This is a genomic window from Nocardia aurea, from assembly GCF_003123685.1.
In the GTDB taxonomy this organism is placed as follows: Bacteria; Actinomycetota; Actinomycetes; order Mycobacteriales; family Mycobacteriaceae; genus Nocardia; species Nocardia aurea.
Map to the genome: position 1 here is coordinate 1 of NZ_QCYJ01000079.1, position 16,992 is coordinate 16,992.

A 16,992-nucleotide genomic window follows, 5' to 3' on the forward strand; every position below is an offset into this window, starting at 1 on the left:
GTGACCTACATGAAGACCCTGACCGGAACTCGCCATCGCCGATGCTGTCGGTGCTGGTGCGGGCAGTGGGGTGTGAGTACTCGAAGAGCAACGGCTCGGGGCTATCTCGGGCCGTTGACATCTGCTTAGTGGAAGGATCACTCGAGTCGGACCGGCGGCAACGCCCACGGAGCGTGGGCCTCGCCGAGTTCGTGGCGTGGCACGCAGGCATGGGCGAGTACCTCGAGAACGCGTTCCGGATCGCAGCCGTATACGCCCGCCCCGAATGCGCTGTTGGCTTCGACGACCGCCCAGCCACGCCCCTCTATCCGTCCGACGTCGATGACCACGGCCGGTGGGGCGGGTGCGACGGAAAGCAGTTGCTCGACGTAGGTTTCGGCGGCGGATCGCTCCTCGACGGTCATCGACGAATCGCCGCCGATGTAGTGCCCGTCGCGCAGGTAGGGCGAACATGTCAGGACGCGACCACGCAGGACGAAGCAGCGGACCTCGATCTGCCAGGTCACCGGCTCCGCCATGAACACCGCCGTGTCGCCCGGGCACGCGGCTTCGGACGGGAGTCCGGCACCCGCCCGGTACAAGCGGCCGGCGAAACCTTTCCTTCCGTCGGCAGGTTTGACGAAGACGGGGCCCGGATGAACTCGTGCCGCAGCCACCGTCGACACACGTAGTTCGCGACGCAGGAACTGGCGGGGGAGTCCGGGTAGCCAGTCCTCGGGCACGTCGAGAAGTGCGAGGCCGAGTTGTCCGGCCACCGCTTCGGCGAACAGCACTTCGCCGTAGATCGCGTACGGTCCCGCGACCGAGTCCTGCGGTATGCGCCATCCGGTCGAACGATGGACCTGCCGGCCCGCACGTCCGGCCGCCACCCGCATGAGGATGGAATCGTCGGTGAATCGGGGGGACAGGATCAGCGTCGGCACCGCCGACAGGGTAGGACAACGGACAACGTGCGGCGACCGAATACTGACGAGCGCTGTCGAGCAGTCGCGGGCCGATGTGGATCGTCGGCGCGACAACGATCGGTTCGAGTCGCGCCGTGCCGTCGACCGATTCGGTTGCCGGCCGCTAGCTGCATGTGGAGTGGGATCGTCGTCCAACCCCGAGATGGCTGAAGACAACATCCGGCTAACAAGTATCCGGCCTGGCTGAATCGACTAGTGTGAGGCTGTCTACTCGCGGACGCGGGTCGGAATGTCAGCGAGTACGGCCGTTAGCCAGACGAGTGGTTACGGGACGGCACAATGGATGACATACCAATGGGTGGTGGCGACACCACCTGGGCGTCGGGGCAAGCGGTTGCCTTCGGTCGCTATCGGTTGTTGTCGCTGCTGGGTCAGGGCGGCATGGGCCAGGTGTGGCGTGCGCACGATTCGCTGACCAACCGGGTGGTGGCGCTCAAGCTGTTGCCCGAGCGCTTCGCCGATGACGAGCAGTTGCGCGAGCGGTTCCGCCGGGAGTGCCGGGCGGTGGCGCAGTTGACCGAGCCGCATGTGATTCCCATCCACGATTTCGGTGATATCGACGGTCGGCTCTATCTGAATATGCGCCTGATCGAGGGCACCGACCTGCGCAAGGTGCTCACGAAAGAAGGGGCCCTGTCGCCGCAGCGGTCGGTGGCGATCGTCGCACAGGTGGCAGGTGCGTTGCAGGCGGCCCACGCCGCCGGGCTGGTCCACCGCGATGTCAAACCCACCAATATCCTGCTCGGCGACGACGAGTTCGCCTCCCTGATCGACTTCGGGATCGCCCACGCCGCCGACGACCGCACGCTGACCGCGACCGGCGAGACGATCGGCACCGTCGCCTATATGGCGCCGGAGGAGATCGGTGCGGCGGTCAGCCCCGATGCCCGAGTGGACGTGTACGCGTTGGCGTGTGTGCTGCACGAATGCCTGACCGGTCGGGCGCCGTTCGTGAGCGAATTGGGGATGCAGGGTGTGATCGCCCATCACCTGCACACCCCGCCGCCGCGTCCCAGCAGTACGACACCCGATGTACCGACGGCTTTCGATGCCGTCATCGCCAAAGGAATGGCCAAGAATCCCGACGATCGCTACCAGACCGTAGGCGAGCTGACCGCGGCGGCCCGCGCCGCGTTGGGCGATGCCGCGGCCGACGCCACGGGGGGTGTGGCCGCGCGTCGACAGCGACGCATCTCGTTGTCGCCCAGAACAATCGGGCTGATAGCCGCCGCGGCCCTGGTCGCTGTGGCGATCGCCGTGGCTGTCGTCCTCGGTCTCCAACGGGAATCGGGTGGCGATGGTGACTCGCCCACATCCGTCGCCTCGGGCTTCTCGTCACAGACCGCGCTGCCGTTTTCCGGCGTCAGCCTGCCCACCGGCGTAGCCGTCGACGCGGCGGGCAACGTCTACGTCGCCGACATGGGCAACGATCAGGTGCTGAAATTGGCCCCAGGCGCGTCGACGCCGACCTCGCTGCCCTTCACCGGCCTGAAGAATCCCCAGAATGTCGCGGTCGACACCGCGGGCAACATATACGTCACCGACACGAGCAACGATCGGGTGCTGAAATTGGCGCCGGGCGCGTCGACGCCGACCGCGCTTCCGTTCGCGGGGTTGAAAGATCCCCGTGGTGTGGCGGTCGACGGGGCGGGAGACGTCTACGTCGCCGACCGGGGTAACGATCGGGTGGTGCGGTTGGCGGCGGGCGCGCCGAGCCCGACCACGCTGCCGTTGACGGGACTACAAGGCCCCGACGGAGTGGCGGTCGACGCGGCGGGCAACGTGTACATCACCGAATTGGGCACCGAGCAGGTGCGGATGTTGGCGGCGGGCGCGTCGACGCCGACCATGTTGCCGATCACCGGGCTCAAAGATCCCCAGGGCTTGGCGGTCGGCGCGGCGGGAGATGTGTACATCGTCGACTGGGGTAACAAATGGGTGGTGATGTTGTCGGTGGGCGCGTCGACGCCGACGCCCTTGCCGTTCACCGGCCTGAAGAATCCGCAGGGCGTGGCGGTCGACGCGGCGGGCGATGTGTATATCACCGATCTGGGCCCCGATCCGGTGGTCAAACTCGCGGGTGGCTGAATCATCCGGATCGGCCTCGATCAATCGTGGAATATTCGATGTAACGAAATATCGGTGGATGAAACGGATCAGGAAATATTCGGATTCGATTCGGCATCCGGTTCCGTGGGATTTTCTAAACCGATTGAATCGTTGACAATTTGCTCGGCAGTGTGGGATTTTGCGGCGGCGATCGAATAGGGCTGCCTCGCCGCCGATTGGTCTGATTCATGCTGGTCAGGCCGATATCTCTCTGAATTCCGAACCGGTGCGGCGGACGCTGCACGGCATGGTTGTGGCCGATTGTCGCCGCAATAACTTCGGCACGGTCGTATACTCCCGATATGGCGAATGGGCAGTCTCTCGCGGAATTATCCGAATCGCCGGTTCTTGTAGTGCAGACGCGAGAACGCGTCTATCGACTGCGTGCCGGGGGCGCGTATAACGTCGGCCGCGATCCGACCGCCGATATCGTCGTCTCCGATCCGCGCGTTTCGACCTTGCACGCGGTTCTGGAACAGGGATCGCACGGTTGGGAAATCGAGGACGCGCACAGCCTCAACGGCACCTTTTTCGACGGGCACCGCGTCGAGCGGATGGTGATCGACCACGACGAGACCTTCCAGCTCGGTCACGCCCAAGATGGCGCCGAGTTGTCCTGCTCGCTGGAAACCTCGGCCGGTGCCGAGCCCGAGCCCGAGGTTGATCCCGGCGGGGACACGATGGTCGTCCCGAATCCTGGTTACGCGCTCGACGACGACGCCACGATCACCAAGTTCGAGCCGGGGCTGCCTCGGCGAGTGTCGCGGTCGTCCCCTCAGACCGCCCATCCCAGCGCGGTGGTACGGATCATCTCGGACACACTTCGCATCGGGCGCGCCACCGACAACGACATCGTCGTGCCCGACCTCATGGTCTCGCGCCACCATGCCGAACTGCGGGTGGTAGGCGAAGGTCGATATCGAGTCGTCGACCTCGACAGCCACAACGGCACCTACGTCAACGGCCACCGCGTCGAAGCCGCGGACCTGACCGAATCCGACTTGATCGGCATGGGGCATGCCACCTACCGACTCGTCGGCAACGAACTGCGCGAGTCCGTCGACACCGGCGACATCTCGGTCTCGGTGCAGAACCTCATCGTGCGGACACCCGAGGGCAAAGTGCTCCTCGACGAGGTGAGCTTCCCCATCGCGCAGCGCTCGCTCGTCGGGGTGATCGGGCCCAGCGGCGCGGGCAAGTCGACATTGTTGGGCGCGGTCACCGGGCTGCGGCCCGCGACCGAGGGAACCGTCCGCTACGACGGACGCGACCTGTACACCGATTACGAAGAGTTGAGGCACCGGATCGGTTTGGTTCCGCAGGAGGACATCCTGCACAACCAGCTCCAGACCCGACGTGCCCTGCTCTACGCCGCCGAGCTGCGTTTCCCCGGGGACACCCGCAGCGAGGAACGCGAACAGCGAGTCGACGAAGTCCTCAACGAACTCGGACTGACTCGGCACGCCGACACCCGCATCGACCGGCTCTCCGGCGGGCAACGCAAACGCGTGAGCGTCGCGCTCGAATTGCTGACCAAACCGTCCCTGCTGTTCCTCGATGAACCGACCTCCGGCCTCGACCCGGGCCTGGACAAGACGGTCATGGAGATGTTGTCGGAACTGGCGCACGACGGGCGCACCGTCATCGTCGTCACGCACAGCGTGGCGAATCTCGACACCTGCGACCGCCTCCTGGTCCTGGTGCCGGGCGGCAAGCTGGCCTATTACGGACCACCCGAGGAAGGGTTGCGGGAATTCGGGCAGCGCACCTGGGCCGAGGTGTTCCAAGCCTTCGATCGGGAGGAGGACCGCGACTGGGCCGGTGAGTTCCGGGAATCCCCGCGCTTCGAGAACTACATCGCGGACGCGCTGCCCGACGACGCCGAATCGACGGAAGTGCAGCGCCCGCCGGCACCGCCGCCGCCCGCGTCGCAGTCCAAACTCAGCCAGCTCAGCACCCTGTGCCGACGCTACCTGGCCGTGATCGCCTCGGACCGCAGCTATTTGGCGTTGCTCGGTGTGATGCCGCTGCTGCTGGGCGGTCTGATCGCCGCGGTGCCCTCGGGCGAGGGGTTCACCGGGGCGCCGGGAACCAATACCGACGCACCGACCAAACTCATGATCTTGATGTTCGGTGCGTGCTTCGTCGGTACCGGCAACTCGATTCGCGAGATCGTCAAGGAACAGACGATCTACAGCAGAGAACGCGCGGCGGGCCTCTCGGCCGGTGTCTATCTGATGTCGAAAGTGCTGGTCTTGGGAGTGATCACCATCCTTCAGACAGCGGTGTTGTTCGTGATCGGCACCATCGGCGAGAGCTTCCCGCCCTCGGGAATATTCACCTCCGTCGAAGTGGAGTTGATCCTGGCGATGGCCCTACTCGGCATCGCGTCGCTGGCGCTGGGTTTGTTGGTGTCGGTCTCGGTGAACACCTCGGAGAAGACGCTGCCACTGCTGATCGTGCTGTCCATGGCACAACTCGTGCTCACCGGCGGTCTGGTGCGGCTTCCTGGCACACCCGTTCTGCACGAGCTGTCCTACCTCTCGCCGTCTCGCTGGGGCTACGGCGCCGGCGCCGCCAGCCTCGACCTCGACACCCTCTCACCGCACGACGGCGGACCCGACCCGCTGTGGAAACACACCCTCGGCACGTGGCTGCTCGACATGGGCGTCGTCGCCGGTCTGACGGTGATCTTCCTCGCGCTGGCCTGGTATCGCCTCTACCAGATGCGGCCACGGCGGCGCGGCGCCCGCCCCGCGCGGATTTGACGCCGATAAGCACAGAAGAGCCCACGGAGTAGTAGTCGGAGCTGCGTCCATAGCTTCCGCGAACCGCTCGCTGGCGGGCATGCCGAAAACATCTCCCGCGCGTTGTTCCGGGCCGGAACAGCCGTCAGTGGAAATGAGGTAGTCGATCACTCCGGTGCCGCGTCCTCCGACTCGATGAGTATCGGGGATGTCCAGGAAAAACCTGGGCGAACCGACAGCCTGCCGCGCGGGAGCGCGTCGCGCCAGCGATTCCCTCGATCTCGCCGCGTCGGGCATACGACGACAACGCGGAGGACGAACAATGAACACGAATACGACGATCATGTTCTACAACGGCGAAACCGGCGCGGCCGGCACCGGTCGACTGTCCGGCGGCCACTGGACTCAGCATGACACCGTGACTTCGATTCCGGCGGGCTACACCCACGCTGCGGCCGGCCGCGACACCCTCATCTTCTACGAGAAGGGCACCGGCGCATGGGAATCGGGCACCTTGACCGACGGGTTCTACACGCGTCGCGAGTCGGGTGACGGATTCTCGGACAGCTGGTCACATGTCGAGGCGACCGCCGACACGGTGCTGTTCTACGACGAGAAGACCGGGCACGCGGCGTCGGGTCGCCTGACCGGCGGCGTCTACCGGGAGGTGCGCGGATACGACGACTTCAGAGTCGGCTGGGCCGGAATCGCGGGATCAGCCGACACCATGGCCTTCGCCAAGAATGTCGGCCACGGCGATCTGCCCAACTACATCCTGGCCTTCGGCTCGCTCACCGATGGCACCTACTCGCACCGCGGTGAGGTGGACGGTGTGGTCGGCATCGAACTGACCGCCACCACGGATTCACTACTGCTGCGAGTGCCCTCGCCGTCCACCGACACCTACCAGATCGCGAAGATGATCGGAGGCACCATCGGCCCCGTCCACGACAACGGCACCTCCGGCCATTGGGACCGGATCGGCCGGACGGCCGACAGCCTGTTCTTCTACAAGAACGACGGCACCGCGTGGATCTCGACTCTGAGCGGCGGCAGTTACGCCAACGTCGGAGCGCTGCCCGGGGTTTCGTCGGATTGGTCGATCGTCGAGGGTGGTGTGTGACGTCGGCGCGGTCCGGCGGGGGACCGTCTCGGTCCCTGATCGACCCGCCGGATCGGCGGAGCAGCGCCGCAAGCGTTGATGGTCGCGGTGTCGCCGATGACCGACCCGCGTCGCCATCTTTCGTCTGCGGCCTGCGCCGCGACCAGGGTGAGTTCGGTCGGCCGAACGACTCGCACCGTCGAGAGAATTGTTCGCGGAACTTGGGGGACTACCCTGGGCGCCAGACAAATTCTCGTACCGAAGCGGCAGCGACAATTCCTCATCGTGGAGGTTCCATGTCCGACGTAGTCGATGTGAATGTCACATTGTTCGGCGAAGGTCTCGACATCGATCAGCTCGATGGCAACGCCCGGCAACTTCGATCGGAGTTGCTGGACCTGGACGTCGATCACGTCACCCCCGTCAGCGGTGGACCCGCTCCGGCCGACACCCGAGGAATCGGTGCGGAACTGGTGGGCCAGCTCGTCGTCGGAGTGGGTCCGGGCCTGGTGGCACTGCGTCAACTGTTGGACACGTTGCGAGGCTGGCGGTCCAATCAGAGTCATCTCGCGATCACCGTGCAGATCGGCGAGGACCGACTCGAGCTCACGGATGCGTCGGCGGAGACCGAGAAACAATTGGTGACCGCGTTCATCGAGCGTCACGCGGGCGGGTGAACATCGGGGCCCGAGCCCGATTTGCTTCGGTGCTCGATTCCGACGCCACGGTGATCGCCACGACCGCTACCGCGACTGCCATTGTCAGTACGAAGATGATGACTACTTCGGGGTTGAGGTCATCGGGCGTGGGCAGACGAATCGAGTAGTAGGCGACGAGCGCGGCCGCGCCGCACCAGCCTGCGAAAAGTGCGACCCCGAACGCGCGCGGTACCGCGACGGCGGCACAGACCGGTATCGCCAGCGCCATGACTGTCAAGGAGAGAACTCCCCAGCTTTGCGGGTTTTCCGAGCGTTCGGTGACTGCGTAGAGGAGAACCGGCGCCAAGCCGAGGCCGACACACCCCATCGTCCGAGATCCGGCGTCGGCCGGCAGTGAAAAACGCAGTCGAATGTCGGCCATTCGAATGACCGTCGACGCGGCGAAACCCGCGGCCAGCACCGAAAGCTCCAACGCGGCGAACCACAGCCACGTCGCCGCGCCCCAGTCTGTCCACGGGCCCCACTGATTCCATAGGAACCACGGCACTGTCGCATTGAACCCCAGTGCGACGCCGGCGCCTATCGACCGCGCCCGACGAGCGCCGAGTAGACAGATTCCGGCGCAACCTGTCAGCGCGGCCATCATGAAGGCGGGCGCGGCGGCAGTTGCGAGACCGATGTCGAGGACTCGCTCGTCGTGCCATCGGTCGTACGGTATGAACGGATTACATGCCATCGCCACGGCGGCGCAGAGCATCAACGCACCCGCGACACGTGGCAGCGCGACGGGATCGGATCGCTGGGCGTCATCCGCGCCGACCGACTTTCCAGGCCGCGGACGAGAGGTCACCGATGGTTGGTGGGACGACGGCTGCTCCTGCGCCGTCGGCTTCGGGCGGCGTCGCTGGGGTTCGGTCGGGCAGGGGGCGTCGGCGACTTTGTCCGCGACCGGAGCTTTCGGCGGGCCGGATTCCGCTGCCGATGACGAATCCGGCGGCGTGCGATCGGTGATCGGTGTGGGAAATGGCGGAACAGCGCCGGGGATGTCGGAATCCAACGCGGATTCGGCCGCCGAGGAGACCGTGCGGCTGTCGTCACGGCACAGTTCGCGCAAGTTCTGTTGCGCGGCCTCGGCCAGCCCGAGATGACCACCGTGGAGCAGTTTTTCGAGCTCGCGAACCGCGACGGCCCGCACGCTCGACAGCGGACTGTCTATCAGCATCCGCAATTCGACCGGCAACGGCATGGGTTCGGCCAGGCGCCGATTGCGTCGGGCTATGTAGAGCTCCCCCTGCACACCGAACACCCACTTCCCTGGGGTCTGGTTGGGTGAACAAGACCGCACTTTGCCGTACACGTAGTCGTAGAGGTCGTCGAGGGTGATCAAGCCGTCCTGATTTCGATCCGCCTCACCTGTGGACAGGCCATCGACCAACGCGCCGGTGAACACCGACGGCTTGCCGTCGGCGGAGTCGGTGAGCTCCCCGCTCTCGAATGAATATTCCATCGCGCTCGACGCGGTGATCACCGCACGGCCCCGCCCGCTCAACTGCTCCAGGTTCATTCCGGTGCCTGCCCGGTGGGCCATGCCCCTTTCGAAGGCGCCCGCGTAGCAGCAGTCCAACAGCAACACGATGCGCCGCGAGCGACTCCGATTCATCCGACGGTTCACGAACTCCGCCGCAACGCTCGTGGCGCCCAGTCGGCCCAGCTTGGTGTTGGACGAGGCGAAGTACAACTCTCCGCTCTCGTCCTTGACTCCGTGGCAGGAGAAATGCAGAAGCAACAGATCTTCCGGGCCCCGGTCGGCGAAGAAACCCTCGACCGCCTCGCACACCACATGCGCAGGCTCGTTCAGCGAGGTGCGTACATCGAATCCGCCGATCGCCGGATCCTGGAGTACGTCGGCGAGAGCCTGCGCGTCCCGAGTCGGCGCGCGCAATTTACGCAGACTCGGATCCACATAGCTGTCGCAAGCGACAATCAGTGCGCTGCGTTGACCAGCAACCATAATTCACCTGCCCAGGCATTCGAATACGGCTCACTGAATTCCCGTCGACCGAACAGTGCTCGTACCGTGCGAACGGAAATCCCTGACCCGATCGATACTGATCGACTCGAAGATGGATCGCGTGAGTAGTGCGGTACTCGACAATCGCAATCGAGCGCGCCGACACGGAATTGGTTGTCGTTTTCAGCAGCTCCGGACCGAACCGGGTGCTCCGGTCGGGTGCGATGCGTCGTGGGCCCATGCGCGGTCGGACACGTTCTCGGTGTCGGGATTCAACCGGGTGGTCAGAGGGAGCCGACGCGCAAGCCGATCAGGACAGCGGCCACGACGGCGAGGGTTGCTGCCGGGGCCGTGCCTGCGATGTCGCCGACGCGCACGTGCGCGGCAACCGCGCCGATGAAATAGAGCGTCAGGCACGTCGCGGCGGCGACGCCGAGCGGTCCCCACCACATTCCGATGACGAGGCCCGCTGCTCCGGCGATCTGAGCGACGCCCAGCAACGGCAGTACGGTGAACGGCAATTCGAGGGTCGACATCTGCTCGACCATCCGCGGGGGTCGTGTGAACTTCGCGCCTGCCGAGATCACGAGCACGACCGACATGAGCACGGCGACGACGAGGTAGGTGACGAACATTGCGGGCCTCCACTGGTTGACGGGCAGCGCGGTGCACTGCGTGCCGTCGACGCTAGGGAGCCGTCAGGTACCGAAAGGTACCCTTCGCAGCGTGAGCCTTCGACCCGGAACCGTCTTTCTCGCCGACTGCCCCGCCAGGTCGGCCATCGAGATCATCGCCAGCAAATGGGCTGTGGTGACACTGTTCGCGTTGAGCGAAGGCCCGCGGCGGCACGGCGAGCTCGTCGAGCTGATCAGTGGGGTCTCACGCAAGGTGCTGACCCAGACGTTGCGCCGGCTTCAGGAGCACGGGCTCGTGGAGCGGCGGGTGTACGCGGAGGCGCCGCCACGGGTCGAGTACAGCTTGACCGCGCTCGGGGACACGCTTCGGGAGCCGATCGAAGCTCTGACGACGTGGGCGCGAGTGAACGGCGCCTCGGTCGCGACGTTCCGCGAATCGACCGCGGCGCCGGGGACAGCGCCGGAGCACGGGTGACCGATCCGGCCGACCGGGTTCCACGGGCCGGATGGGCTGTGCGAGCCGGGATGTGTTGGTGGACAATGCGGATGCGGCTCTGTGCGACACCGTTGGACTCTTCCTGACTTATTTGCTTCCGCCCGACATCGCGGCCTCCTACCGTCGAGTCTGCCGCGTCGCTCGCGCAAGAGCGACGTGAGGCGATCGTCCACTCGTCGAAAGTAGTTGCACCATGACAGATCTCGCCGTGGAGCCCGTCGATTCACCGATTTCGGAGGTGCTGACGCCCGGCGTCCTGCCCGAGGCGTTGCTACACCGTTTCCATCAACGGGCGCCGGAATACGATCGCGACAATCGTTTCTTCACAGAGGATCTCGATGAACTGCGGGATATCGGATATCTGCGCGCGGCGATTCCGGTCAGTCACGGTGGGCTCGGGTGGACGCTCCCGGAGTTCAATCGGGCCCAGCGGGCACTCGCGTACTGGGCGCCGGCCACCGCGCTCGGTGTGAACATGCATCTGTACTGGACCGGTCCGCTGGCCGACCGGATCGCCGCGGGTGACACGTCGCTGGACTGGCTCGCGCGCGAGGTCGCGGCAGGCAAGGTCATCGCGGCCGGACACGGTGAGCGCGGAAACGACCTGGCCATCGATGACTCCACCACCGGCGCGGTGCCGGTCGAGGGAGGCTATCTCGTCAACGGGCACAAGATCTTCACCTCGTTGTCGCCCGCGTGGGACTGGCTGGGCATTCACGCTCGTGACGACAGTGATCCGGAGCGGCCGCGCATCATCCACGCTTTCGTGCCTCGGCACAGCGAGGGTGTCCGCACCGTGGAGACCTGGGACACCCTCGGGGTGCGGGCGACCGCCAGCCACGACACCGTGCTCACCGACGTGTTCGTCGCGCAGGAGTATGTGATCGACAGCTACGAGCGCGGCGCGAACCCCGGTCCGTTCATCTCGTCGATCCTCCCGTGGGCGATCCCGGCGCTGGTCAACGTGTACCTCGGAATCGGCCGCCGCGCAGTCGATGTCGCGCTCGAGTCGGCGCGGACCCGCAACGTGCTCAGCCTCGGCGGCCGCCCCGTCGCGGGCAAACCGTTCGTCCAGTACCACGCCGCCGAGGCCGAATTGGCCTTGGAGGCGGCGACGGCACACCTCGATCACATCACCGAGGTGCTGGCTCGCGGCGACGACCTCGGCGACCGTCTGCTGCTGGCGTTGTTCGCCGTGAAGGAGAACGGCACCCGTACCGCGCGAACCGTCGTGGATATCGCGCTCGAGATCGGCGGCGGCGGTTCGATCCACCGCCGCAACGAGTTGGAGCGGCTGTACCGCGACGTCCGCGCGGGAAGTTTCCACCCGCCCAGCAGCGACAGCGTCCGGGAGTACATCGGCAATTTCCTGCTCGGCGAGTGAGGTCGGCCTCCGGGACTTCGGGGGTGCCTTCGACAGACGGTCGCCGTTGTACGACCGACGACGGAAAAGGGAGCACAGACAATGACACTCGCGCAGATCGAGATTCGCGCGGACCGGGAAGCCGACGCCGCGAAGTTCTATCGCCAGGCCGGAATCACCGTCGATAAACTCGGTGAGCACATCGGTGCGCGGCTCGGCGGAGTACGACTCGGCGGGGACCTTCCCGCCGAGCAGGTCGAAGCGATCCGGCTCGCCCTGGCGATCAACAAGGTGGTCGTCTTCGACGATCAGCACCAGCTCGACGACGATTCGCAGCACGCGTTCGCGGAGTTGCTCGGCACACCGACCGAACCCCACCCGACCCTCACCTCGCTCGGCACCCGGTTACTCACCATCGACCGCGCGGCGAACACCTGGCACACCGACGTCACCTTCGTCGACCGCGTTCCCAAGGCCTCGATCCTGCGGGCCGTCACCCTCCCCGAGTACGGTGGGGCCACCACCTGGGCATCGACCGTGGCGGCCTACGAACAGCTGCCGAAACCGTTGCGCGCGTTGACCGAAGAACTGTGGGCGACACACAGCAATCTGTACGACTACGCCGGCCGGACCGACCTCGCCGACGCGGGCGAGGGCGGCAAACCCGCCAAGTATCAGGAATTCACCAGCACCGAATACGAAACTGTGCACCCCGTTGTGCGGGTGCACCCGGAGACCGGTGAGCGCTCTCTGCTGCTCGGTCATTTCGCGAAGAGTTTCCGCGGCCTGAGCGCCACCGAGTTCCACGGCCTGTATCAGCTTTTACAGGCCCGAATCATCAGATTGGAGAACACTTTCCGCTGGAACTGGCGTCTCGGCGACGTCGCGATCTGGGACAATCGCGCCACCCAACACTACGGAATCGCGGACTTCGGCGACCAGGAACGCGAGTTGCACCGCATCACCCTCGCCGGCGATATACCGGTGGACGTCAACGGGTCCCCGAGTCGGGTGATCCAGGGCGACGCCTCGCACTACAGCGAAATCGTGGACTCTCCGCGACTCGAGTTCTTCGCCGCGTGACCCGTATCCACCTCACCGACCACGCCGAAACGGCCGTTCTCGCCTGTCCGAGCCGCAGACCGTTCGGCATGGTCGGGTCGCGGCGGTAGTCGTCGGGGCGTGTCCGGAACCGCCCGCACCGAAGCGTCTGCGAGCCGACGCTTCAGACTGGTCGGTTATGGACCTGCCCGAACTTCCCGATCTGCCGATCCGTGGCGTGCTCGACCGTGTCGTCACGACCTTGGCCGAGCACGGGACGGCCGTGTTGGTCGCGCCGCCGGGAACCGGGAAGACGACCCTGGTGCCGTTGGCTCTGGCCGCTGCCGTCTCGGGGCGGGTGGTCGTGGCCGAGCCGCGACGACTGGCGGCGCGGGCGGCGGCCGGGCGCATGGCGGCGCTGCTGGGGGAGCAGGTGGGCGAATCGGTCGGCTATTCGGTGCGAGGTGATCGTCGTGTCGGGCGTCGGACCCGGATCGAGGTCGTGACCTCGGGGCTGCTGGTGCGGCGGTTACAGGACGATCCCGAACTCGCGGGGGTCGACGTGGTGCTGCTCGACGAATGCCACGAGCGACATCTCGACGCGGATCTGCTGTTGGCCCTGCTGCTCGACGCGCGGGCGGGCCTGAGGCCGGATCTGCGGGTGCTGGCCACTTCGGCAACCGTTGCCGCCGAGAGGCTCTCGGCGCTACTGGGCGGGGAGAACCCGGCGCCGGTGCTGGAGGCACATGGTCGCACCTATCCCGTTCGGACGGCCTACGTCGTGCCGTTGCCGAGGGAACGGATCGAAGCGCAGGTCGCGCGCACCACCCGGATCGCGCTCGCCGACACCGAGGGAGACGTGCTGGTCTTCCTGCCCGGGGCAGCCGAGATCCGTCGGACCGCGGCGTTGCTGGCCGATCTGTCCGGCGTGGATGTCGTTGCCCTGCACGGACGATTGTCCGCGACGGGGCAGGACGCGGCACTGCGACCGGGTGCCCGGCGGCGGGTGGTGCTTGCCACGGCCGTCGCGGAGTCGAGTCTGACGGTGCCGGGCGTGCGGGCGGTCGTGGATTCCGGGCTGGCCAGGGTGCCGCGAATCGATCGGGCCCGTGGACTGTCCGGGCTCGCGACGGTGCGGGTTTCGGCGGCGGTGGCCGAGCAGCGGGCCGGGCGGGCCGGTCGTGAGGGACCGGGGTGGGTGTGGCGGTGCTGGCCGGAATACGAGCACACGACGCTGCCCGCCTATCCCGAGCCGGAGATCCGGACGGCGGATCTGACCCGATTGTCCCTGGAGCTGGCCTGCTGGGGCACGGCCGACGGTCACGGCCTGCGCTGGTGGGACGTTCCGCCGCCGGGAGGACTGAACGCCGGGCGGGACGTGCTGCGCGCCCTGGGCGCGGTCGACGGTGACGGGGCGGTGACCGACCGAGGTCGGCGGATCGCGCGGATCGGGCTGCATCCGCGGTTGGCGCGCGCCCTGCTCGACGGGGCGGAGGTGGTGGGTGCGCGGGCGGCCGCGGAGGTGGTGACGGTTCTCGACGACGACAGCTACATCTCCGGCATCGATCTCGTGACCGGCCTGCGGGTGTTGCGGCGGGAGCGACCCGCGCACTGGCGCCGGGAAGTCGATCGGCTGGCCCGGTTGGTCGAAGGTCGGGACGGGAAAGACGATCCGGCCTTCGTGGTGGCGCTGGCCTATCCGGAGCGGCTGGCGCGGCGGCGTGCCGCGGGGTCGGCCAGCTATCTCATGGCGGGCGGTACGGCGGTGACCGCGCTGCCCGACGCAGGCGTCGGTGACGCGGAATGGCTGGCGGTCGGTGTCGCGACCCGCGATCCGGGGCGCGCTGAGGGGGTGGTGCGGTTGGCCGCGGTCGCCGACGAACCGTTGGCTCGGCGTGCGGCCTCCAGCCTGCTGAGCAGCGTCGAGGAAATCGATTGGGTCGACGGTGAGGTGGTGGCCCGGCGGGTGGAGCGCCTGGGCGCGATCATCTTGTCGCAGAAGCCTGTTCCCGAGCCGGACCGCCGGATGCTCGCCGCGGCGGTGCTGCTGGGGCTGCGGTCCTGCGGCCCCGGCCTGCTGTCCTGGAGTGCGGAGGCGATCGCCCTGCGGCAACGCCTCGATTTCCTGCGTCGCACCCTCGGCGCGCCCTGGCCTGCGGTCGACGACGAGTCGTTGCTGGCCGCCGCCGAGGTCTGGCTCGGTCCGGAACTGGCCACCGCCCGTCGCCGCGCCGATCTCGAACGTATCGACGCCGGGCAGGCGTTGCGCAGGCTGCTGCCCTGGCCGGAGGCGGCCCGAATGGACGAACTCGCGCCCGAACGTCTCGAGGTCCCCTCCGGCAGCCGCCCCCGCGTCGACTATTCGCTGGATCCGCCGGTCCTCGCGGTGAAGGTGCAGGAGGTGTTCGGTTGGGCGGAGGCACCGCGGCTGGGTGACGGCCGCGTCCCGATCGTGCTGCATCTGCTCTCCCCGGCGCAGCGCCCGGTCGCGGTGACCGCTGATCTGGCGTCGTTCTGGCGATCCGGCTGGTCTCAGGTCCGCGCCGACCTGCGCGGCCGCTATCCCAAACACGCCTGGCCGGAGGATCCCGCGACCGTCCCCGCCCATCGGGGCACCGCGCGCAATGCCGGCCGTGACCGGAACGGGTGAGCGGCCCGGAGCCCGCATTGTGCGCAGGCGCGCGGTGGAGGACAGTGGATATGTCCGGTGGCGTCCACCGGGGGCGCTGCCCTTCCTGAAGTAGGAGGTGGCCAATGTACGCACGTTCGAGCACGATCACGGCCGAGCCGTCGTCGGTCGACAGCGGAATCGCGTACCTCCGCAAGGAGTTGATGCCGAATCTGTCCGATATCGACGGATGGGTCGGCATGTCGTTGATGGTCGACAGGGCGTCAGGGCGTTGTATCGCCACGTCCGCGTGGGATTCCGAGGACGCGCTGCATGCCAGCGAGTCGCGCGTCGCGCCGATGCGTGACGGTCTGGCCCAGGCATTGCACGGGCAGACCCAGAAGATCGAGGAATGGGAAGTCGCGGCCATGCACCGCGATCACCTGGCCGGTGAGCGCGCGTGCACCCGGTGCATCTGGATGCGGACCGATCCGGCCGGGATCGACCGGATGATCGACACGTTCAAGACCGAATCGCTGCCGAGACTCGAGAAACTCGAAGGATTCCGCAGCGCCAGCCTCTTCGTCGACCGGGCGACCGGGCGAGCGGTCGGTTCGAGCGTCTGGTCGAGTATCGAGGAACTGGAGAGCAGCCGTGAACCGACGGCGCGGATGAGGCCCGAACTGGCCCGCGCGCTGGGGGCCGAGGTCCTCGAGGTGGCCGAGTTCAGGCTGGGTTTCGCTCACCTGCGGGTGCCCGAACTGGTCTGAAATCCGTAGGCGACTGCCCGTCGGCAGCGGATCCGGGTCTAGGCCGTGTTTAAGAGGTGGCCGGTGCCGAGCCAGATGTTGATGGCAGCGATGTGGACGGTGGCCAAGTAGCGGACAGCGAGTTTGTCGTATCGGGTGGCTACGGCACGGTGTTGTTTGAGCTGGTTGATGCCACATTCGACAGCGTGACGCTGCTTGTAGATCTCGGTATCGAACCCTGGTGGCCGACCGCCTCGGGTTCCGCGTCGACGCCGGTGGGCGAGTTGGTCGGCGGGAATGGCAATCGTGGATTTGATGCCACGCCGCCGTAGGTAGTCGCGATTGGCGCGGGAACTGTACGCCTTGTCGGCCAAGACCCGGTCCGGTCGCGTCCGGGTCTGCCCGGTCGCGGAACGTGGGACCCCGATCTCGTCGAGAACGGCGGTGAACTGTGGACTGTCACCCCACTGACCAGGAGTGATCAACAGCGCCAACGGTTTACGTCCC

At 66.7% G+C, this 16,992-nt stretch carries 13 protein-coding genes; 9 read left to right on the plus strand and 4 right to left on the minus strand.

The genetic code is table 11. The features are described 5' to 3' along the window. Positions 1–137: 137 nt before the first annotated feature. Positions 138–923 carry an ATP-grasp domain-containing protein gene (locus tag DAT37_RS13095; RefSeq protein ID WP_157978475.1) on the minus strand — a complete coding sequence of 262 codons (786 nt, stop codon included), beginning with the start codon at positions 921–923 and terminating at the stop codon, positions 138–140. Positions 924–1,244: 321 nt separating this feature from the next. Between DAT37_RS13095 and DAT37_RS13100 the strand changes: the two genes are divergently transcribed. The 4 genes from DAT37_RS13100 (at position 1,245) to DAT37_RS13115 (ending at position 7,600) form a co-directional block, all read left to right on the plus strand. Then, positions 1,245–3,053 (plus strand): serine/threonine-protein kinase PknD, encoded by a 1,809-nt coding sequence (locus tag DAT37_RS13100; RefSeq protein ID WP_109525019.1) that lies wholly within the window; start codon positions 1,245–1,247, stop codon positions 3,051–3,053. Between the two features lie 323 nt (positions 3,054–3,376). Beyond that, on the plus strand, positions 3,377–5,842 hold the full coding sequence (locus tag DAT37_RS13105; protein WP_109525020.1) for an FHA domain-containing protein: 2,466 nt from the start codon (positions 3,377–3,379) through the stop codon (positions 5,840–5,842). 301 nt (positions 5,843–6,143) lie between these two features. Continuing rightward, complete coding sequence (locus DAT37_RS13110; protein WP_109525021.1) at positions 6,144–6,944, plus strand: hypothetical protein; 801 nt, start codon at positions 6,144–6,146, stop codon at positions 6,942–6,944. Positions 6,945–7,219: 275 nt separating this feature from the next. After that, complete coding sequence (locus DAT37_RS13115) at positions 7,220–7,600, plus strand: hypothetical protein (protein WP_109525022.1); 381 nt, start codon at positions 7,220–7,222, stop codon at positions 7,598–7,600. On the opposite strand, the gene DAT37_RS13120 is transcribed toward DAT37_RS13115, so the two are convergent. Both DAT37_RS13120 and DAT37_RS13125 read right to left on the minus strand, forming a co-directional pair. After that, entirely contained in the window at positions 7,575–9,593 is a 2,019-nt protein-coding gene (locus tag DAT37_RS13120) for a caspase, EACC1-associated type (RefSeq protein WP_109525023.1), read from the minus strand. The two genes, DAT37_RS13115 and DAT37_RS13120, sit on opposite strands and share 26 nt — an antisense overlap. 284 nt (positions 9,594–9,877) lie before the next feature. Continuing rightward, complete coding sequence (locus tag DAT37_RS13125) at positions 9,878–10,228, minus strand: DoxX family protein (protein ID WP_109525024.1); 351 nt, start codon at positions 10,226–10,228, stop codon at positions 9,878–9,880. A gap of 91 nt (positions 10,229–10,319) precedes the next feature. Here DAT37_RS13125 and DAT37_RS13130 point away from each other — a divergent pair, with 91 nt between their 5' ends. The 5 genes from DAT37_RS13130 to DAT37_RS13150 all read left to right on the plus strand — a co-directional run bounded on the left by DAT37_RS13130 (position 10,320) and on the right by DAT37_RS13150 (position 16,506). Next, positions 10,320–10,703 (plus strand): winged helix-turn-helix transcriptional regulator, encoded by a 384-nt coding sequence (locus DAT37_RS13130; protein WP_109525025.1) that lies wholly within the window; start codon positions 10,320–10,322, stop codon positions 10,701–10,703. Positions 10,704–10,917: 214 nt separating this feature from the next. Then, positions 10,918–12,108 (plus strand): acyl-CoA dehydrogenase family protein, encoded by a 1,191-nt coding sequence (locus tag DAT37_RS13135; protein ID WP_109525026.1) that lies wholly within the window; start codon positions 10,918–10,920, stop codon positions 12,106–12,108. Between the two features lie 81 nt (positions 12,109–12,189). Continuing rightward, entirely contained in the window at positions 12,190–13,170 is a 981-nt protein-coding gene (locus DAT37_RS13140; RefSeq protein WP_109525027.1) for a TauD/TfdA dioxygenase family protein, read from the plus strand. 157 nt (positions 13,171–13,327) lie between these two features. Then, positions 13,328–15,778: an ATP-dependent helicase HrpB gene (hrpB, locus tag DAT37_RS13145; RefSeq protein ID WP_109525028.1), complete on the plus strand. Its 2,451-nt coding sequence runs from the start codon at positions 13,328–13,330 to the stop codon at positions 15,776–15,778. Positions 15,779–15,882: 104 nt separating this feature from the next. Continuing rightward, positions 15,883–16,506 (plus strand): hypothetical protein, encoded by a 624-nt coding sequence (locus tag DAT37_RS13150; protein WP_109525029.1) that lies wholly within the window; start codon positions 15,883–15,885, stop codon positions 16,504–16,506. A gap of 38 nt (positions 16,507–16,544) precedes the next feature. On the opposite strand, the gene DAT37_RS13155 is transcribed toward DAT37_RS13150, so the two are convergent. Then, on the minus strand, positions 16,545–16,992 hold a 448-nt coding region (locus DAT37_RS13155), incomplete at its 5' end, for a transposase (RefSeq protein ID WP_157978476.1).